The organism is Bradyrhizobium sp. INPA03-11B (assembly GCF_040446015.1).
Taxonomy (GTDB): Bacteria; Pseudomonadota; Alphaproteobacteria; order Rhizobiales; family Xanthobacteraceae; genus Bradyrhizobium; species Bradyrhizobium macuxiense_A.
On record NZ_JASGSR010000145.1, the window covers coordinates 1 to 18,410 of the forward strand.

At 64.6% G+C, this 18,410-nt stretch carries 17 protein-coding genes and 1 pseudogene; 11 read left to right on the forward strand and 7 right to left on the reverse strand.

Annotated features, from left to right (window positions below):
• Nucleotides 1–328 precede the first annotated feature (328 nt).
• The 4 genes from mbfA (at nt 329) to QMZ05_RS35730 (ending at nt 4,290) form a co-directional block, all read left to right on the forward strand.
• Nucleotides 329–1,300 (forward strand): iron exporter MbfA, encoded by a 972-nt coding sequence (gene mbfA, locus QMZ05_RS35715; RefSeq protein WP_173640298.1) that lies wholly within the window; start codon nt 329–331, stop codon nt 1,298–1,300.
• A 16-nt stretch (nt 1,301–1,316) separates the two neighbouring features.
• Complete coding sequence (locus QMZ05_RS35720) at nt 1,317–2,183, forward strand: hypothetical protein (RefSeq protein ID WP_353705015.1); 867 nt, start codon at nt 1,317–1,319, stop codon at nt 2,181–2,183.
• A 159-nt stretch (nt 2,184–2,342) separates the two neighbouring features.
• Nucleotides 2,343–3,815, forward strand: a complete 1,473-nt coding sequence (locus tag QMZ05_RS35725) for an amidase (RefSeq protein WP_353705016.1) — start codon at nt 2,343–2,345, stop codon at nt 3,813–3,815.
• 121 nt (nt 3,816–3,936) lie between these two features.
• The gene (locus QMZ05_RS35730) at nt 3,937–4,290 is read left to right on the forward strand and encodes a nuclear transport factor 2 family protein (RefSeq protein WP_353705017.1); all 354 of its coding nucleotides are present in this window, start codon (nt 3,937–3,939) and stop codon (nt 4,288–4,290) included.
• Nucleotides 4,291–4,403: 113 nt separating this feature from the next.
• On the opposite strand, the gene QMZ05_RS35735 is transcribed toward QMZ05_RS35730, so the two are convergent.
• The 3 genes from QMZ05_RS35735 to QMZ05_RS35745 form a co-directional block, all read right to left on the reverse strand.
• Nucleotides 4,404–5,006, reverse strand: coding sequence for a DsbA family protein (locus QMZ05_RS35735; RefSeq protein WP_353705018.1), 603 nt, complete (start codon nt 5,004–5,006; stop codon nt 4,404–4,406).
• A gap of 344 nt (nt 5,007–5,350) precedes the next feature.
• Complete coding sequence (locus tag QMZ05_RS35740) at nt 5,351–6,439, reverse strand: Zn-dependent alcohol dehydrogenase (RefSeq protein ID WP_353705019.1); 1,089 nt, start codon at nt 6,437–6,439, stop codon at nt 5,351–5,353.
• A 195-nt stretch (nt 6,440–6,634) separates the two neighbouring features.
• A complete protein-coding gene (locus tag QMZ05_RS35745; protein WP_353705028.1) occupies nt 6,635–8,416 on the reverse strand; it encodes an acyl-CoA dehydrogenase family protein in 1,782 nt (593 codons plus the stop codon).
• 71 nt (nt 8,417–8,487) lie between these two features.
• Here QMZ05_RS35745 and QMZ05_RS35750 point away from each other — a divergent pair, with 71 nt between their 5' ends.
• Nucleotides 8,488–9,189 (forward strand): SDR family NAD(P)-dependent oxidoreductase, encoded by a 702-nt coding sequence (locus tag QMZ05_RS35750; RefSeq protein ID WP_353705020.1) that lies wholly within the window; start codon nt 8,488–8,490, stop codon nt 9,187–9,189.
• A gap of 159 nt (nt 9,190–9,348) precedes the next feature.
• Nucleotides 9,349–10,179, forward strand: coding sequence for an enoyl-CoA hydratase (locus tag QMZ05_RS35755; RefSeq protein WP_353705021.1), 831 nt, complete (start codon nt 9,349–9,351; stop codon nt 10,177–10,179).
• A 224-nt stretch (nt 10,180–10,403) separates the two neighbouring features.
• Here QMZ05_RS35755 and QMZ05_RS35760 read toward each other — a convergent pair whose 3' ends face one another.
• A complete protein-coding gene (locus QMZ05_RS35760; RefSeq protein ID WP_353705022.1) occupies nt 10,404–11,027 on the reverse strand; it encodes a GNAT family N-acetyltransferase in 624 nt (207 codons plus the stop codon).
• 68 nt (nt 11,028–11,095) lie between these two features.
• Nucleotides 11,096–11,314 (reverse strand): DUF1127 domain-containing protein, encoded by a 219-nt coding sequence (locus QMZ05_RS35765; protein WP_167529377.1) that lies wholly within the window; start codon nt 11,312–11,314, stop codon nt 11,096–11,098.
• 117 nt (nt 11,315–11,431) lie between these two features.
• Here QMZ05_RS35765 and QMZ05_RS35770 point away from each other — a divergent pair, with 117 nt between their 5' ends.
• The 5 genes from QMZ05_RS35770 (at nt 11,432) to tcuB (ending at nt 17,608) form a co-directional block, all read left to right on the forward strand.
• On the forward strand, nt 11,432–12,331 hold the full coding sequence (locus QMZ05_RS35770) for a transcriptional regulator GcvA (RefSeq protein WP_353705023.1): 900 nt from the start codon (nt 11,432–11,434) through the stop codon (nt 12,329–12,331).
• 166 nt (nt 12,332–12,497) lie between these two features.
• On the forward strand, nt 12,498–13,805 hold the full coding sequence (locus tag QMZ05_RS35775) for an MFS transporter (RefSeq protein WP_353705024.1): 1,308 nt from the start codon (nt 12,498–12,500) through the stop codon (nt 13,803–13,805).
• An 87-nt stretch (nt 13,806–13,892) separates the two neighbouring features.
• Nucleotides 13,893–15,284: an FAD-dependent tricarballylate dehydrogenase TcuA gene (gene tcuA, locus QMZ05_RS35780; RefSeq protein WP_353705029.1), complete on the forward strand. Its 1,392-nt coding sequence runs from the start codon at nt 13,893–13,895 to the stop codon at nt 15,282–15,284.
• 163 nt (nt 15,285–15,447) lie between these two features.
• Nucleotides 15,448–16,482: an esterase gene (locus QMZ05_RS35785; RefSeq protein ID WP_353705025.1), complete on the forward strand. Its 1,035-nt coding sequence runs from the start codon at nt 15,448–15,450 to the stop codon at nt 16,480–16,482.
• Nucleotides 16,483–16,504: 22 nt separating this feature from the next.
• Nucleotides 16,505–17,608, forward strand: a complete 1,104-nt coding sequence (tcuB, locus tag QMZ05_RS35790) for a tricarballylate utilization 4Fe-4S protein TcuB (protein ID WP_353705026.1) — start codon at nt 16,505–16,507, stop codon at nt 17,606–17,608.
• A gap of 39 nt (nt 17,609–17,647) precedes the next feature.
• On the opposite strand, the gene QMZ05_RS35795 is transcribed toward tcuB, so the two are convergent.
• The gene (locus QMZ05_RS35795; protein ID WP_353705027.1) at nt 17,648–18,217 is read right to left on the reverse strand and encodes a class I SAM-dependent methyltransferase; all 570 of its coding nucleotides are present in this window, start codon (nt 18,215–18,217) and stop codon (nt 17,648–17,650) included.
• Between the two features lie 51 nt (nt 18,218–18,268).
• Nucleotides 18,269–18,410: pseudogene (locus tag QMZ05_RS35800) on the reverse strand (Rieske (2Fe-2S) protein); the annotation flags it as partial.

Consider the following 18,410-nt stretch of genomic DNA (forward strand, 5'->3'; position numbering starts at 1 on the left):
GATCCCATACTGCGCACCTTCCGAGAACGGGACGCAGTGCCAGACCTGCTCGCGTGAACCGTCGGTGCGCGGCTCGCGTCGTCCCGCCCAGCCCGGAATCTCGAGCTTGGTCCGCCGCGGTGCCAGGCGTGGATCGTTCAGGCGATATTTGACAGTGCTCATGGAGTCTCCGCTGATCAGAACCGGAACTCGAACGGGCGCGAGATCGCCTGGTTCCCCTGTTCGTGATCAAAAACACAACGAAGACAGGGCCCTTTGGATTGACCACGGCATCGCCAACCAATATTAGAATTATTCTAATTCTAAGTTGGGTAAAGAAGGCGTTGCCGTGAAGAATTTCGCCGATCTGACCGAGCGCGAGGTGCTGGCGGTCGCGATTGCCTCCGAGGAGGAGGACAGCCGCATCTACATGTCCTTCGCCGAGGACCTTGCCGGCCGCTATCCCGATACCGCAAAGATCTTCGAGGAGATGGCGGAGGAGGAGCGCGGCCATCGCCACCGGCTGCTCGAAACCTACGAGCAGCGCTTCGGCCCGCATCTGCCGCCAATCCGGCGCGAGGACGTCAAAGGCTTCCTGCGCCGGCGTCCGATCTGGCTGACCAAGAACCTGCCGCTCGACACCATCCGCAAGGAAGTCGAGACCATGGAGCTGGAAGCCGAGCGCTTCTACGCCAAGGCGGCGGAGAAGGCCGAGGATACCGGCGTACGCCGCCTGCTCGGCGATCTCGCCGAGGAGGAGAAGGGCCACGAGAAACTCGCGGTCAAGCTGACCGGCGACATCCTCAAGCCCGACGTGCGCGCCGAGGAAGACCGCACGCGGCGGCGGATGTTCGTGCTGCAATACGTGCAGCCGGGTCTCGCCGGATTGATGGACGGCTCGGTCTCGACGCTGGCGCCATTGTTCGCCGCCGCCTTCGCCACCCATCACAACTGGCAGACCTTCTTGGTCGGCCTCGCCGCCTCGATCGGCGCCGGCATCAGCATGGGCTTTGCCGAAGCGCTGTCCGACGACGGCTCGCTGACCGGCCGCGGTTCGCCCTGGCTGCGCGGCATCACCTGCGGATTGATGACGACGCTCGGCGGCCTCGGCCACACCATTCCCTATCTCGTGCCCGACGCCTGGCCGAACGCCTTCTGGATCGCGACCGCGATCGCCGGGATCGTCGTGTTCTTCGAACTGTGGGCGATCGCCTTCATCCGCTCGCGCTACATGGACACGCCGTTCCTGCAGGCGGTGTTCCAGATCGTACTCGGCGGCGCGATCGTGCTCGCGGTCGGCATCTTGATCGGCGCGGCGTAGGACAGCGAGGTCACCGATGCGATCCCGACGCCAATGTCGAGATACCGCCGCCGCGGCGCTGATTGCGCTCGCCGCGGTCGGATACGGCAGCCATGCGCACGCGACCGACGAGATCCAAGTCTACAATGCCGGCATCGCGGCGGTCGGCCAGCTCACGGTCCAGCAGCACCTCAACTATGTCGGCATCGGCCAGAAGGACCCGCCCTTCCCCGGCGGTTTTCCGTCCAACCACAGCCTCAACGGCACGCCTGAATTTGCTTATGGCATGACGGACTGGTGGGAGCTCGGGCTCTATCTGCCGTTTGCCGTGCAGGACCGGCAGTTCCTGTCCGATGCCTTCAAGCTGCGCACGCTGTTCGTCTCGCCCAACGCCGACAAGCGCAACCTGTTCTACGGCATCAATTTCGAGCTCAGCTATGAGATGCCGAGATTCGCGCAGACCCGCTGGGGCCTCGAGATCCGGCCGATCATCGGCGTGCGCAACGCGGACTATGAATTCATTGTCAACCCGATCGTCGACGTCGGCTTCGGCCGATATGGCGAGGCGGATTTCGCGCCCGCCGCGCGCGTGGCGCGCAGACTGAAGGATGATCTGTATGTCGGGCTCGAATATTACGCCGATTTCGGCAAGATCGGCGCCTTCAGCCCGCTCGCCGAGCAGCAGCATACGTTGTTCGCGGTGACCGACTTCAAGGTGGGCGACGTCGACATCGATTTCGGCGTCGGCTACGGCCTGACACGCGCATCCGACCGGCTCGTGGTCAAGACCATCATCGGTTATGCCTTTCCAGTGCCCGGAACGAAGCAGGACAGCGAGCGCGCCAGCGCGAGCGGCGCCGTCAATCCGATGGCACATCTGTCGGCGCGCAGCACGCCGTATTAGGCGCGCGTCGGATTCGTCGCTCAAGCTGAGCCCGACGATCACGATCACGTCAGGCGATGTGTGACGTCGCCCCCGCGCGCCAGCGCAATTGCGATCAAGCCGGTCTTGCCCGTTCGCGCCATTCTGCGCATGATCGCCGCCAAAATCAGGGAGCACGCCGTGGCCAAATCACAATACAGTTTCAAGACCGCCGTCGAATTGTCGGAGGCGCTGCGCAACAAGCAGGTCTCGGCCGTCGAGCTCGCCGAGGATGCGATCGGCCGCATCGAGCGTCATGACGGCAAGGTCAACGCGGTCTGCGTGCGCGATTTCGAGCGCGGCCTGGCTGCGGCCCGCGCTGCCGACGCCGCGATCGCACGCGGCGAGCACCGGCCGCTGCTCGGCATCCCGATGACGGTGAAGGAATCCTTCAACGTTGCCGGATTGCCGACAACCTGGGGCTTTGCGCCGCAAAAGGATTTCGTTCCGACTGAGGACGCACTCTCGATCCAGCGGGTGAAAGACGCCGGCGGCGTGATCCTCGGCAAGACCAACGTGCCGGTCGCCCTCGCCGACTGGCAGAGCTACAACGAGATCTACGGCACCACCAATAACCCCTACGACCTCGGCCGGACGCCGGGCGGCTCCTCCGGCGGATCGTCGGCAGCGCTTGCCGCGGGCTATGGTGCGCTGTCGCTCGGCTCGGACATCGGCGGCTCGCTGCGCGTACCGGGCTTCCACTGCGGCATCTATGCGCACAAACCGACCTTCGCGCTGCTGCCGTCGCGCGGCCACACCCCGCCGCCGCTGCCGCCACTGCCGTTCGATCGCGATCTGTCCGTGATCGGCCCGATGGCACGCGGCGCGGCCGACCTCGCACTCGTGCTCGACGTGATGGCCGGCCCCGATCCGCTCGAAGCCGGCAAGGCCTACCGGCTGGACTTGCCGGCGGCGCGCCACACCGCCCTGAAGGATTTCCGCATCCTCGTGATCGACAGCGATCCGGTTCTGCCGACCGACAAGGTGATCCGCGGAAGCATCGACAAGCTCGCGAGCAATCTCGACAAGGCCGGCGCGAAAGTGTCGCGCTCGAGCCCGCTGCTGCCGGACTTCGCCGCGTCCTCGCGGCTTTATATGCGCATCCTGCTGTCGTTCCTCGCGGCGACCTTCCCACCGGAGGTCTATGCCGGCGCCTGCGCGGCGGCGGCCGCGTTGCCGGCCAGCGACACCAGCCTGCAGGCCGAGCGGCTGCGCGGCATCGCGCTCAGCCATCGCGACTGGGTGATCGCCGACGGCGGCCGCGCGCGGTTGCGCGCGCAATGGCGCGAGCTGTTCAAATCGTTCGACGCGGTGATCTGCCCGATCATGCCGACGCCGGCCTATCCGCATGATCATTCGCCCGATCAGGAGCAGCGCAAGATCCTGATCGACGGCGAGCCGCACGTCTACACCGACCAGCTCGCCTGGCCCGGCATCGCGACCCTGCCCGGCCTGCCCTCGACCGCAATCCCGACCGGCTTTGCGCCCGACGGACTGCCGATCGGCGTGCAGATCGTCGGCCCCTGGCTTGAGGACCGCACGCCGCTCAAGCTCGCCGAGCTGATCGAGCGCGAGTTCGGCGGCTTCGTGCCGCCGAAGATGTTCGATGATTGAGCGCCGGCCGCATCGTCATTGCGAGCGAAGCGAAGCAATCCATATATCCGCGTATGCGGAGGCATGGATTGCTTCGTCGCTTTCGCTCCTCGCAATGACGAAGGGAATAGGGAGAAAACCAATGGGCACAGACCTGGAAGAGCTGACGAGGCTCAACAAAGACTACGTCGACTCGGTGCAGAACTGTGACGTCAAGCGCTTCGATGAAATCCTGGCGCAGGACTTCTACGCCACCAATCCCGACAAGAGCCTCGTCGATCGCTCAGCCTTCCTCAAGCAGACGGCGATCCCTGTGAAGATCAAGGGACTGCAGGCCGAGGACGTCAAAATCCGCATCCTCGGCGATTTCGCCATCATCCACGCCCGCACCAGCTATCTCAACGCCGACGGCGAGCAGGCCTATGGCCGCTACACCGATTGCTGGGCGAGGCAGAACGGAAGATGGCTAGCCGTCTCGGCGCACGTCGCGCGCTAGGCAAGAAAACGCTGCCTCCACGACCGTCATGCCCGGCCTTGTGCCGGGCATCCACGTCTTCGCGTACCCCAAGATGAAGATGGCCGGGACAAGCCCGGCCATGACGCGCGGTGCTAGCTCTCGATCTTCCAGAGCAGCAAATCCAGCCGGTCACTGCCGAAGAAGACCTCGTCACCGACGACGAAACTCGGCACGCCGAATACCCCGCATGCATAGGCCTGTCGGGTGGCCTCGGCCAGACCGGCGCGCGCAGCGTCGTCGAATGCGGCATCGAGCAGGTCCGACCCGACGCCCGCCCGCGACAGGCACGCTCGAAGCACCTCCGGCGTCGAGATGTCCTGCTGCTCCTGCCACAGCGCATCGAACACGGCGAAGCTGAAGCCCTGCCGCTCACGATCGTCGAGCAGACATGCCAGGCACAGCGCCGGAACCGAATTCGGCCGCGGCGGCTTCGGCGCGCGCAGCGGCAGGCGGTGATACGCCGCAAGACGCCGCACATCGGCGATCAGATGCGCCCGCTTCGGCCCGGGCAGCGGATCGACATAGGCCGCCCACGGCTCGCGGCCGGTTTGCAGATTGAGCAGAACGTCGATGGAGACCGGGCACCATCGCCAGTCGTACCCCCGGCGCACGATCGCGTCGCCGCGCAGACGGTGCGAGGCAAAATAGGCGTAGGGCGACCTGAAATCGTAGAAGACTTCGATGGCAGTGGTCATGCAGGGCAAGGTGTGCGGTGGCTTGGCGACAAGTCGCCACCATACTACGATATCTATCGAATTATCAATGTAATCTGCGCAAGGCGGCCCGCGGATTCACCTCGCCCCGCGCTTTGCGGGGAGAGGTCGACGCCGGAGCGCAGCGGAGGCGGCGGGTGAGGGGCACTGCACGCTGCCAACCGCGGCTTCGATCTGTGCCGACAGGTCGATCGCGGAGTCGGAGAGACTGTCCGTGTCGCAGAATCGTGCCCGGCCCCTCACCTGGATCGCTGCGACAATGCTGCGCATTGCCGGGGCGATCCGACCTCTCCCCGCAAAGGGCGGGGAGAGGTGAAGAGTCCACGTCAGCTGTCGAACATGATCACGCTGCGGAGCGTCTTGCCGGCTTTCATGTTGGCGAAGCCATCGTTGATCTCGGAAAGCTTCAGCTTGGCCGAGATCCAGTCTTCCAGATGCAGCTTGCCGCGCATGTAGAAGTCGACGAGGCGCGGCATGTCGACGCGGAAGTGGTTGGAGCCCATCGACGAGCCCTGGATGCGACGCTCGCGCAGGAAGTCGAAGCCGTGCAGCTCGATCTTCTGGCCGAACGGGATCATGCCGACGATGGTCGCGGTGCCGCCCGCCGCCAGCATGGCGAAGGCCTGCTCGGCAGTGTCCTTGCGGCCGAGCACCTCGAAGGAGTGCTGGACGCCGCCGCCGGTGAGCTCGCGCACCTGCTGCACCACGTCGCCGCGGGCGGGATCGACGATGTCAGTTGCGCCTAGCTTGGTCGCGAGTTGCAGCTTGGCCGGATTGGTGTCGATCGCGATGATGCGGCCGGCGCCGGCGATCTGCGCGCCGTTGATCGCGGCCATGCCGACGCCACCGCAGCCGATCACGGCCACGGTTTCGCCCGCGGTCACCTTCGCAGTGTTCACCACGGCGCCGTAACCAGTGATGACGCCGCAACCGATCAGCGCGGCGAGATCGAGCGGCATCTCCTTCTTGATCTTCACGATCGCGTTCTCGTGCACCAGCATCTGCTCGGCGAAAGACGACAGATTGAGGAACTGGTTCAGTTTCTCCTTCCTGCCCCACGACAGGCGGTTGGAGGCACCGGGCAGCATCTTCACCGTGGTGTCGGTGCACAGCACGGTGCGGCCGGTGGTGCAGTTGTCGCAGGTGCCGCAGAACACCGAGAGGCAGGTGACGACGTGATCGCCGGGCTTCACGTAATTGACGTCGGAGCCGACCTTCTCGACCACGCCGGCTGATTCATGGCCGAGCACGGCCGGCAGCGGGTGCGGATACAGCCCTTCCATGAAGTGCAGGTCGGAATGGCAGAGGCCCGCGACCGCGGTGCGGATCAGGACCTCGCGCGGCCCCGGATTGGGCACGCTGACATCCTCGATCACCAGCGGCTGATTGACTTCATGCAGGACGGCGGCCTTCATCGGAATTTCCTCTCATGTTTTTTGTTACGCACGCTCTCCACCTCTCCCAGAGGGAGAGGTCGGAGCGCATCGAAGATGCGGTCCGGGTGAGGGGTTCGGATCTATCGATAGAGCGTAACCCCTCACCCGGATCGCTGGCGCGATCCGACCTCTCCCGATGGGAGAGGTGAGACTGCGCGAGCGGCCACGGCGAGCCTACGCTGCGGTGAGCAATTCGCCAACCTCGGCCATGCCGACGGCGCGATCGCCGAGCAGGTGCTCGGCCATCCTGCGCTGGACGGTATTTTCCGCTAGCCGGAACGGATCACCCGGCATCACGCGGTGATCGATCACCATCCGCGACAGCAGCAGCCGGCGCGCGTCGCCACGCATCTCGTGAATGCGACCGCCTTCCCACGCCAGCGCTACGGCGCTTGCGACATGATAGAGCAGGCTCGTGGCGCGCCGCGCATCGCCCTCATTGTCGATACGGCTCGCGACCTCGCGCGCAAACGCGATCGCGCGATCGCTGAGATCGCGCAGCCGGTTGCGCCAGGCCTGCGGCACGTTGGGACTGTCGTCGAGCCGCGCATGCAGATCGGCGGCGAGCGCGCTGTCGGCGCCATGGCGTCCGACCGCGCGCTTCAGCGCATCGATCGCGACGATGTTGCCGGTGCCTTCCCAGATCGAACCGAGATGCGCATCGCGCAGCAGCCGCGGCGTGACGAATTCCTCAATGTAACCGATGCCGCCGCGCATCTCCATCGCGTCGCCGCAGACTTTTCGAGCATCGCGGGTGGCGCGGAATTTCAGCGTCGGGGTCAGGATGCGGAGCAGCGCCGCGGCATCCTGGCTGCCGGCCTCGGCGCGGTCGAGCGCGTCCGCGGTCAAAAAGCTCATCGACAGCGCCTGCTCGGTCGGCAGCATGATCTTCATCAATTGCCGCCGCGCCAGCGGCAGATCGATGATGCGCTGGCCGAACACCACGCGGCTCCGCGCCACGGTGATGGCGTCGTGCCAGGCCCGGCGCATCAGCGCGGTCGATTTCACGCCGTTGGAGAGCCGCGACGAGTTCACCATCTCGGCCATCTGCACGAAGCCACGGTCGAGCTTGCCGACCGCGTAGGCGATCGCACCGTCGAATTTGATTTCGCCGGAGGCCATCGACCGGGTGCCGAGCTTGTCCTTCAACCGCACGATCCGGTAGTGGTTCTGCGAGCCGTCATCGAGGAACCGCGGCATCAAGAACAGGCCGACGCCTTTGGTACCCGGCCCCGCGCCCTCGGGGCGCGCCAGCAGCATCACCACCTTGGCGTCGGCGTTCGAGCAGAACCATTTCTCGCCATAGAGCCGCCAGTGGTCGCCTTCCTGCACCGCGCGCGTGGTCAGCGTGCCGACGTCGGAGCCGCCTTCCTTCTCGGTCATGAACTGGCCGCCCTGCGTCAGCTTGCTCATGTCGGTCTGGGTCAAGCCGTCGAGATATTTCGCCTTCAACGCCTCGCTACCGAAATTATTGAGCAGCTTGGCGCACCCATCGGTGACGTTGATCGGGCAGCCCATGCCGAATTCGGCCTGGTTGAACAGGAAGGTGAAGGCGTGCTTGGCGACGACGGGATATATGTCGGGCCAGCCCATGATGCCCTTGCGGATCGACAGCGCGTGGATGCCGAATTCGCCGAACGCGGCCTTCTCGATCTCGCGATAAGCCGGATGATATTCGATTGTCTGTACGTCGCGGCCGAACTTGTCGCGCTGGTGCAGCACCGGCGTGTGGCGATCGGCAAGCCGCGCGCATTCGTCGAGATGGCCGCCGGCCAAGCCGCCGAGCCGGTCAAGATGAGGCTCGATGTGGCGGAACAAGGCCTCGGGCAAATGCAGTTTCAGAAGATCGGTCAGCGCCGGATCGGCGCGGTAGAAATTCATTCCCGTCGTGTCGGGCGCCAGCAGGCCCGGCTGGCTGGGGGGCGGCGTTTTCAGATCCTGCTTGTGCGGCTGCATTGAATTCCCGGCTGCGGTGCTCATTTGTTTGGGCACGACTATCCTCCTCCGGCCGAGCAAAGGAAAGCCCAATGGATATTCCCAAGTACAAGATCGCCCTGATCGTCGGTGCCGGCGCGGGCCTCAGCGCCTCGCTGACGCGGCTATTTTCGCGAGAGGGAATTCGCGTGGCGCTGGGCGCCCGCAGCATCGAGAAGCTCGGCGCGCTCTGCACCGAAACCGGCGCGCGCGCTTATGCCTGCGATACCACCAAGGCCGAGGATGTCGAGCGTCTGTTCGGTCTGGTCGAGCGCGAGATCGGAACGCCCGATCTCGTGGTTTATAATGCCAGCGGCCGCAGCCGCGGGCCGTTCGTCGAGCTCGTCCCCTCCGAGGTCGAACAGGCGATCGCCGTCTCGGCGTTCGGCGGCTTCCTGGTGGCGCAGGAGGCGGCGAAGCGCATGCTGCCCAACAAGAAAGGCGCGATCCTGTTCACCGGCGCCTCCGCCAGCGTGAAGGGCTATGCGCAATCGGCGCCGTTCGCGATGGGCAAGTTCGCGCTGCGCGGCCTGGCGCAGAGCATGGCGCGGGAACTGTCGCCGCAAGGCATCCATGTCGCGCATTTCGTGATCGACGGCGGCATCCGCAGCGCCGCGCGCGCCGAGCCCGCCGACAAGCCGGACTCGATGCTCGATCCCGACGCGATTGCATTGAGCTATTGGAACGTGCTGCAGCAGCCACGCAGCGCCTGGACCTGGGAGCTGGAATTGCGGCCCTGGGTTGAGAAGTTTTGAGATGACGGAGATCATGTAAGCGGCGTAGGCTTAGGCATCAGCCACCGCCAAATTCGTCATTGCGAGCGAAGCGAAGCAATCCATGCCACCGCAAGCGGAAGAATGGATTGCTTCGTCGCTTCGCTCCTCGCAATGACGACGAAAACAGGGGAAGGAAACATGACCAGCGAAATCAAGATCGAGACCGGCACCGACGAACTGCTCTGCGTGATCCGCGACCGCGTCGCCGTCATCACGCTGAACCGCCCCGATGCCCGCAACTCGCTGTCGGACACGCTGACGCCGGCGCTGCGCACGATGATCCGGACCTGCGGCGAGAACCCCGAGGTCGGCGTGCTGCTCGTCACCGGCGCCGGCAAGGCGTTCTGCGCCGGCGGCAACGTCAAGGGCATGGGCGCCAACCGCGACCCGAAGAAGCTCGAAATGTCCTATGAGGACAAGGTTGCGGATCTGCAGGAGCGCCAGCGCCTGCTCACCGGCGCGCTCGCCTCGGTGCGCAAGCCGACCATTGCCGCGCTGCCCGGCCCCGCGGTCGGCGCCGGCCTTGCGATCGCGATGGCCTGCGACATCCGGATCGCCGCGCAATCCGCCTTCATCTCGACCGGCTATCTGCGCGTGGCGCTGAGCGGCGATTACGGCATGGCTTGGCTCTTGACCCGCCTGGTCGGCACCTCGCGTGCTCGTGAGCTGATGTTCACCTCCGAGAAGGTCGATGCCACCAGATGCGAACAGATCGGCCTCGTCAACCGCGTGGTGCCCGACGAGACGCTGCAGGACGAGGCGTTTGCGCTCGCGAAGTCGATCGCCGAAGGCCCGACCCTGGCGCTGCGCTACATGAAGGACAATCTCGACGAGGCGCTGCAGTTCGATTTCGCCACCGCGCGCGACCACGAGGCCGAGCGGCTGATCCGGCTCACCACGACCGCAGATCACAAGGAGGCGGTGCAGGCCTTCATCGAGAAGCGCAAGCCGGTGTTCCGGGGGAGCTGAGCGCGTAGCGCCCTTGAAGCCACCTCTCCCCTTGTGGGAGAGGTCGGATTGCATCGGAAGATGCAATCCGGGTGAAGGGTTCAGGTCCCTCCTGAGGGCGAGCCTGCCGAGAGACCGCACCCCTCACCCACAAGGGGAGAGGCGGCAGCGGGCAAGTTGAAGGGACAGGGAAATCAAAAAGAAAAGGGCCCGGTTCTGGAGGGGCCAGAACCGGGCCTAGTCAGTCAAACCGCAAGCGAGGACATCGCGGCCGAGCGGGAAGTGGCGGCAAGCCGCCAGCTGGCACAAGGAATGTCTTGCGGTTCGACGTGGATCTCTTTCGCGAAGCGCACCAGCTTCCAGTCGCCGGGGCTTGCAGCGAAGGCATAACCGGATTTGCGGGCGAGGCCGATCATCGTCGCGTTGGACCGCAACGTGTCGCCAAAGATGCGCTCGGCTCCAAAGGACGCCGCGCGGCATTCGAGATTCTTCAACAGCGCCTTGCCAATGCCGTGGCCCTGCCACCGGTCATCGATCGACAGGCCGAACTCGACGCTCGACGTATCGGCATGGAAGGCGTAACGGGCTTCGCCGACGATGGTCTCGAAACCATCGACCAGCATCGTCGCGACCACCGTGAACCGGTCAGCCTCGCCGACGTGAACGAAACGCTCGAGCTCCGTCTTCGGCAGCTCGCTCAATGCACCCAGGAAGCGGTTGTAACGGGACCCCGCAGAGAGCGAGCGGATGTAGCTCTGCAGCTCTTCGCGGTCGCGCGGCTCGACGAAGCGCACCTTGATCTCGCTGCCGTTCTTGGCGCGCAGCACGTCAGAATATTGCTTGAGATCGTCGAGATGCAGCGCAGTCATGACACGCTCCTCGGTGAAGAAACTGGCCGGCGCCCCTCACTGAGGCAGCGCCGGCGATGGCGCCCCTCTCAGGCCCGCCAGAACGGCTTCTCGGTCTCGAAAACGATGTCGCTGCGGGACATGCCGATGTCGTGCAGGTCACGCTCGGTCCACTGCGACAGCTCGCGGCGGCGCTCATAGCGCTCCCACCAGACATGGAGGGTTTCGCCTACCTGGTTCAAAAGGCCCGACGCATGATGATCCGGCGTATGATGATTTGTCATCGATTCATGGGTGAAAATGGACATTTACGGCTCCTATCGGTAACCTGTTAACGGTAATATCGGAGCTATTCGGCCCGTTCACAAACGACACTTTGTACCGCTTCGCATGAATTAAAGTCATGTATTGGAGACACCCGAGGGATGACCAGCCGCCTGCCTTCGCTGAATGGACTACGGGCATTCGAAGCCGCCGCGCGGCACATGAGCTTCACGCTGGCGGCGTCCGAGCTGAACGTGACCCAGACCGCGATCAGCCATCAGATCCGGCGGCTCGAGGAAGAGCTCGGCGTCCGCCTGTTCATCCGCCAGAACCGCTCGCTGAGCCTGACGCCGGAGGCTACCGAATACCTTCCCGGCGTCCGCGCCGCCTTCAACGACCTCAGGCTCGCGACCGACCGGCTGCTGCGCCGGGATGACGGTCACGTGCTGACGGTTTCGACGCTGGCATCGCTCGCGGCGAAATGGCTGTTGCCGCGGCTGTCGGCCTTCCAGGAGGCGCATTCTGGCATCGATGTCCGCATCACGACCTCGACCAGCCTGGTCGACTTCCAGCGCGACAAGGTCGACGCCGCGATCCGCTATGGCCGCGGCCAATGGGCCGGCCTGCGCGCGGACTGGCTGATGGCGGACGAACTGTTTCCGGTGTGTAGCCCGTCGCTGCTGCAGGGAACCAGGCCGCTCAAATGCCCCGAGGACCTCAGGGATCACGTGCTGCTGCACACCAGCAACGCCAACAGCGACGACTGGCGGCTATGGCTGACCGCGGCCGGGCTGCCGACCGACATCTCGAAGCAGCCTGGCGTGACTTTCGACCTGCTGTTCGTGACGATCCAGGCCGCGATCGACGGCATCGGCATCGCGATGGGCCGCACCTCCTATGTGCAGGACGACATCGCCAAGGGCCGCCTCGTGGTTCCCTTCAAGATCGCGCTGCCGGCCGATGCCGGCTTCTATCTGGTCACGCCGCAGGGACGCGCCGATTCACCGAAGCTGTCGGCATTCCGCTCCTGGCTCGGCGCCGCTGCGCATACCACCGCCTGATGCGGCGCACGCAGTTTTTCTCTACGGCTTTTTTCCGATAGCAGCGGCGCGATTTCGGGTTGGTCACGCCGGATGGGCGTGCCAAATTGCCGCATATGGCAGTCAACTGCCTTGGCCGGCGAAACAATTTGCGCCGGCCATTTCGTCACGGGGAGGAAAGGGCGTTATGTCGCAGTCGAGTCCATCGCAAGCACCGCAAATCAAGTCACGTCTCGGCGCCATCCTGCGCGCGACCAGCGGCAATTTCCTCGAGCAATTCGATTTCTTCCTGTTCGGCTTCTATGCGCCAATCATCGGCAACGTCTTTTTTCCCTCGACCGATCCAACCGCCTCGCTGCTGCTTGCCTATGGCGTGTTCTGGATCGGCGCCCTGATGCGCCCGGTCGGCGCGATCGTGCTCGGGGCCTATATCGACAGGATCGGCCGACGTCAGGGCTTGATCGTCACGCTTGCGATCATGGCGGTCGGCACTGTGGTGATCGCCATCTGCCCGAGCTATGCGACGATCGGCGTCGCCGCGCCGATAATTGTTGTCATCGCCCGCCTGCTGCAGGGCTTCTCTGCCGGCGTCGAACTCGGCGGCGTCTCGGTCTATCTCGCCGAGATCTCCACGCCCGGCAATCGTGGCTTCTACACCTCGTTCCAATCGTCCAGCCAACAGGTGGCGATCTTCGTCGCTTCGATTCTCGGCTACATCCTCAATCAGAGCCTGCCGGCCGACACCATTGCCGCTTGGGGCTGGCGCATTCCCTTCTTCGTCGGCTGCATGATCATTCCCGTGATCTTCGTGTTGCGCCGCTCGCTTGAGGAAACCCCCGCCTTCCTCGCCATGAAGAAGCATCCGACGGCCTCCGAGGTATTTGCATCGGCGATTGCGAACTGGCGCATTGTCGTTCTAGGCATGATGATCGCCGTTCTCACCACAACGACCTTCTACTTCGTCACGGTGTATGCGCCGGGGTTCGGCAAGGAGCTCAAACTCTCGGCGGCGGATTCCTTGCTCGTCACGCTTCTGGTTGCTGTAACGAACTTCATCTGGAATCCGGTCGGCGGTGCAGTTTCTGACCGGATAGGCCGCAAGCCGGTGCTTCTGGCAATTGCATGTCTTGCGCTCGTAACCGCATATCCAGCTCTGCACTGGCTCGCGGGAGCCCCAAGCTTCGGCAAACTCCTTGCGGTTGCTATGATGTTCTCGTTCTATTTCGGCGTCTACAGCGGAACCATGCTCGGCTGCCTCGTCGAGATCGTCCCAGCGCATGTTCGCACCACCTGCTTCTCGATCGCATTCGCACTGGCTGCAGGCGTGTTCGGCACCGCCACCCCCTTTGTCGCGACCAAACTCATTGCATGGACAGGCGACAAGGCCTCGCCGGCCTACTGGCTGATGTTCGGCGCGGCGCTCGGCATCATCGCCGCGCTGATCGTCTATCGCGGCGGCCAGACCATCGAGCAACGCAAGACGGTCGCGGCCTGATTGGCATATGCATTCGGGGCAGGCCGATCGCCTGCCCCGACATGTTGCTTTCCATGCCAACAACGATCACAAGAACGCATGGTTGATCTGACACGCAGGTTCGACGTGCTGGTGATCGGCGGCGGCAACGCAGCCCTTTGCGCTGCGATCAGCGCACGGCGCGCCGGCGCCTCCGTGCTGGTGCTGGAAGGCGCCCCGAAATTCTACCGCGGCGGCAACACCCGCCACACCCGCAACATGCGCTGCGCCCATGACGCGGCGACCGAGATCCTCACCGGCCCCTACACCGAGGAGGAGTTCTGGAAGGATTTGCTGCTGGTGACCGGCGGCCAGACCGACGAGGAACTGGCCCGCTTCATGATCCACGAGTCCAAGGACATATTGAACTGGATCGTCGAACAGGGCGTGCGCTGGCAGCCCTCACTCGGTGGCACGCTGAGCCTCGGCCGCACCAACTCGTTTTTCCTCGGTGGCGGCCGCGCGATGCTGAATGCGCTCTATCGCACCGCCGAGGAGCTCGGCGTCGACATTCTCTACGATGCCGAGGTGATCGATCTGAACATCGAGCACGGCATGTTCCTCTCGGCGCAGCTGAAGCAGCCGGTCGGCGGCAGGACCGAGGTGCGCGCCTCGACGCTGGTCGCGGCCGCCGGCGGCTTCGAGGCCAACATCGAATGGTTGAAGCAATATTGGGGCGAGGCTGCCGACAATTTCCTGATCCGCGGCACGCCGTATAATCGCGGCGCGATCCTCAAGATGCTGCTGGCCAAGGGCGTGCAGGAGATCGGCGATCCGACGCAGTGCCATGCGGTGGCGATCGACGCCCGCGCGCCGAAATTCGACGGCGGCATCATCACGCGCCACGACTCGGTGGTGTTCGGCATTGTGGTCAACAAGCATGCCGAGCGCTTCTATGACGAAGGCGAGGACATCTGGCCGAAGCGCTATGCAATCTGGGGCCGCCTGGTCGCAGCGCAGGCGGACCAGATCGCCTACATCATCTTCGACTCGACCGTGGTGACGAGCTTCATGCCGACGCTGTTTCCGCCGATCGCGGGCGCGACGATCGCCGAGCTCGCCGGCAAGCTCGAGCTCGACGCGGCGGCGCTGGAAAAGACCATCACCGAGTTCAACGCCGCGGTGCAGCCCGGCACGTTCGATCATACCATCCTCGACGACTGCGCTACCGAAGGCATCACCCCGGCGAAGACACACTGGGCGCGGAAGATCGAGACGCCGCCCTACCTCGCCTATCCGGTGCGGCCCGGCATCACCTTCACCTATCTCGGCACCCGCGTGGACAAGCAGTCACGGATGCTGATGAAGGACGGCAAGCCGTCGGCCAACATGTTCGCCGCCGGCGAGATCATGGCCGGCAACGTGCTCGGCAAGGGCTACGCCGCCGGCATCGGCATGACTATCGGCAGCGTGTTCGGCCGCGTCGCCGGGCGGGAAGCGGCGAAGAATGCGCGGAACTGAGCACCGCATTCTATTCACCTCGCCCCGCCTGCGGGGAGAGGTCGGATCGCATCGCAGATGCGATCCGGGTGAGGGGGATTCTCCAAGAGCACAGTGCTGGGAGAGCCCCCCTCATCCCGACCTTCTCCCCGCACGCGGGGAGAAGGGGAAGATCGGAGGTCGCATGCCACGCCTTGTAATCGCTGCCGCTACGGCGATCCTGATAGCTTCGGAGCCCGCTCATGCCGCCGAACCGATCGCGCTGCGTGACATGGGCTCGTTCCATGTCGGCGGCCGTTTGGTCGAGATATCCGGCAAGCCGGTCAAGGAGGTCACCTTCACGCCCGGCGGCGTGCCGGCCAAGGTCGATCCGAACGGCACCTACCAGGTCGAGCAGATGTACGTGCAGTACTTCCTGCCGCAGAACGAGAAGGGCGCCTATCCGCTGCTGCTGTGGCATGGCGGCGGGCTGACCGGCGTCACCTATGAGACGACGCCGGACGGACGCGAAGGCTGGCTGAACTATTTCCTCCGCAAGGGCTGGAACGTCTACAATTCGGATGCCGTCGAGCGCGGCCGCGCCGGCTGGGCGCAATACCCTGATATCTTCAAGGGCGAGCCGGTGTTTCTCACCGCAGCCAATCCGTTCGAGCGCTTCCGGATCGGCGACGGCGCTGGTTCCTACGATCCCGATCCGGCCAAGCGTCGGCTGATGCCCGGCAGCCAGTTCCCGAACGAAGGCTACGAGAACTTCGTCAAGCAGAATGTGCCGCGCTGGACTACCACCGATGATGCAACGATCGCGGCCTACATCGCCGAGATCGATCGCGTCGGCCCGTGCATCATCCTGTTCCACAGCCAGGCCGGCACGTTCGGCTTCAAGGTCGCGCAGGCGCGGCCCGACAAGGTGAAGGCGCTGATCGCGATCGAGCCGGCCGGCGTCGGCGATCCCGCCAAGGTCGAAAGCTTGAAGAACATTCCGACGCTGATGGTCTATGGCGATTATATCGAGCGCGATTCACGCTGGCCGAAGATCCGCGCCACCGGTGGCGCCTTCGCCGACGCCATCCGCGCCGCCGGCGGCAGCGTCGACGTGGTCGATCTGCCCAAGGCCGGCATCAAGGGCAATTCGCACATGATGATGATGGACAAGAACAACGCCGAGGTCGCCGGCCTGATCCAGACATGGCTGGAAGGCAAGGGATTGACGAAGAAGTAGCGAGATACGGGATACACTAACGATGCACGGGACGAGGACATTGGAGGAAGCCGACCGTTTGATGACGGTGTGCAATTCCTGCCGCTATTGCGAGGGCCTGTGCGCGGTGTTTCCCGCGATGGAGATGCGCCGCGCGTTCTCCGACGGCGACCTGAACTATCTCGCCAATCTCTGCCATTCCTGCGGCGCCTGTTACACCGACTGCCAGTTCTCGCCGCCGCACGAGTTCAACGTCAATGTCCCGAAGACGCTCGCGGTCGCGCGCGCCGAATCCTACGCCGCCTATGCCTGGCCGCGTGCGTTCTCCGGCGCGTTCGCCCGCAATGGCCTGATCATCAGCGTGATCGCGGCGCTTAGCGTCGCCGCCTTCATCTTCGGCTTCGCCGCGATCAACGACCGCGGCGTGCTCACCGGCATCCACACCGGGCCCGGCGCGTTCTACAAGTTGATGCCGCACAATGCGATGGCGCTGCTGTTCGGCGCAGCCCTGCTCTACGCGATCCTCGCGCTCGCGATGGGCGTGCGCGCGTTCTGGCGCGATATCGGCGAGCCGGTCGGCATGACGACCGACGCGAAGGCGCTGTTGCAGGCGGTCCGCGACGCCGGCGAGCTGCGTTATCTCGACGGTGGTGGCGTCGGCTGCTTCAACGAGGACGACCATCCGACCGACCGCCGCAAGCTTTATCACCACTTCACGTTCTACGGCTTCCTGCTGTGCTTCGCCGCGACCTGTGTCGGCACGCTCTATCACTATTTGCTAGCGCGCGAGGCGCCCTATGCGTGGTGGGACCTGCCGGTCGTGCTCGGCACGCTCGGCGGCATCGGCCTCGTGGTCGGCCCGATCGGGCTCTTGTCGGAGAAATGGAAGCGCGACCGGGTGCCGATCGACGAGCAGGCCATGGGCATGGACACCGCGTTCATCCTGATGCTGTTCCTGACAAGCATCACCGGCCTTGCTCTGCTGCTGTGGCGCGAGAGCGCCGCGATGGGCCCGCTGCTGGCCGTGCACCTCGGCGTGGTGTTCGCACTGTTCATCACCATGCCCTATGGAAAATTCGTGCACGGCATCTATCGCTTCGTCGCGCTGGTGCGCTACGCGCGGGAACGGCAGATGATGGCGGAATGAATGTGGAATGTAGGCTGGGTTAGGCTTCGCTAACCCACCCTACGAGGTTTTCGTCGCCAAAGCACAGAACCGCTCCTCCGCGTCCACCAAGCGAGCCGCGGTGAAGCCCGCGGCCTCGAGCTTCTCCACCACGCCTTCCCTGGGCTGTCCGGAATAAGACGTGAAGCCGAGCGCGATCCTGCCGCCCGGCTTCATCACGCGCCGAATCTCCCGCAATCCGGCGACAGCGTCCGGCCAAACCTGCATCGAATTGATCGCCAACACCTTGTCGAAGCTGCCGTCGTCGAACGGCAAGTGCTCCACGGAGCCGAGCCGCAGGTCGATACGGCCATCCCCGACCGCGGTCGCGTTCCGTGCGCGAGCTTGCCCGACCATCTCCTGTGACGCATCGATGCCCGCGACGGAGCCGGCCGGCGACAAACTCGACAGGCGTTGAATGACGACGCCGGGGCCGAACCCCACTTCCAGCACGCGGTCGTCCGGTTCGATCTCAAGAAGATCCGTCACCCACGCGCCGCAATCGGCATTGGTGCGCGCCATGATGACGCCGCCCAGCCGCCCCAAGAGGCCCTGCGGGCGGCCAAACGCGCGCAACAGAATGGTTCGCATCACGCTCACCGATTGCCATCTCCGGTGAACTGGATTCCGGGACGATCGCGGCTACAGATCCACCACCACGTAGTCGCTCTCCACCGCGACCTTGATGGTCTCGGCGACGTACGGTCCCTTCACCACATTGGTGCCCGGCTCGACGCTGACCGGATAGGCACGCACGCGGAAGCGGCGCGGATCGCAATAGGAC

Bases quoted from the DNA above. Each gene is read 5' to 3' on its own strand.
- QMZ05_RS35785 (WP_353705025.1), top strand. From the start codon at position 15,448: ATGCCACGCCTTGTAATCGCTGCCGCTACGGCGATCCTGATAGCTTCG.
- QMZ05_RS35765 (WP_167529377.1), bottom strand. From the start codon at position 11,314: ATGTCCATTTTCACCCATGAATCGATGACAAATCATCATACGCCGGAT.
- QMZ05_RS35740 (WP_353705019.1), bottom strand. From the start codon at position 6,439: ATGAAGGCCGCCGTCCTGCATGAAGTCAATCAGCCGCTGGTGATCGAG.
- QMZ05_RS35735 (WP_353705018.1), bottom strand. From the start codon at position 5,006: ATGACCACTGCCATCGAAGTCTTCTACGATTTCAGGTCGCCCTACGCC.
- QMZ05_RS35745 (WP_353705028.1), bottom strand. From the start codon at position 8,416: ATGCAGCCGCACAAGCAGGATCTGAAAACGCCGCCCCCCAGCCAGCCG.
- QMZ05_RS35775 (WP_353705024.1), top strand. From the start codon at position 12,498: ATGTCGCAGTCGAGTCCATCGCAAGCACCGCAAATCAAGTCACGTCTC.
- QMZ05_RS35760 (WP_353705022.1), bottom strand. From the start codon at position 11,027: ATGACTGCGCTGCATCTCGACGATCTCAAGCAATATTCTGACGTGCTG.
- QMZ05_RS35755 (WP_353705021.1), top strand. From the start codon at position 9,349: ATGACCAGCGAAATCAAGATCGAGACCGGCACCGACGAACTGCTCTGC.
- QMZ05_RS35795 (WP_353705027.1), bottom strand. From the start codon at position 18,217: ATGCGAACCATTCTGTTGCGCGCGTTTGGCCGCCCGCAGGGCCTCTTG.
- QMZ05_RS35770 (WP_353705023.1), top strand. From the start codon at position 11,432: ATGACCAGCCGCCTGCCTTCGCTGAATGGACTACGGGCATTCGAAGCC.
- QMZ05_RS35730 (WP_353705017.1), top strand. From the start codon at position 3,937: ATGGGCACAGACCTGGAAGAGCTGACGAGGCTCAACAAAGACTACGTC.
- QMZ05_RS35750 (WP_353705020.1), top strand. From the start codon at position 8,488: ATGGATATTCCCAAGTACAAGATCGCCCTGATCGTCGGTGCCGGCGCG.
- QMZ05_RS35720 (WP_353705015.1), top strand. From the start codon at position 1,317: ATGCGATCCCGACGCCAATGTCGAGATACCGCCGCCGCGGCGCTGATT.
- tcuB (WP_353705026.1), top strand. From the start codon at position 16,505: ATGCACGGGACGAGGACATTGGAGGAAGCCGACCGTTTGATGACGGTG.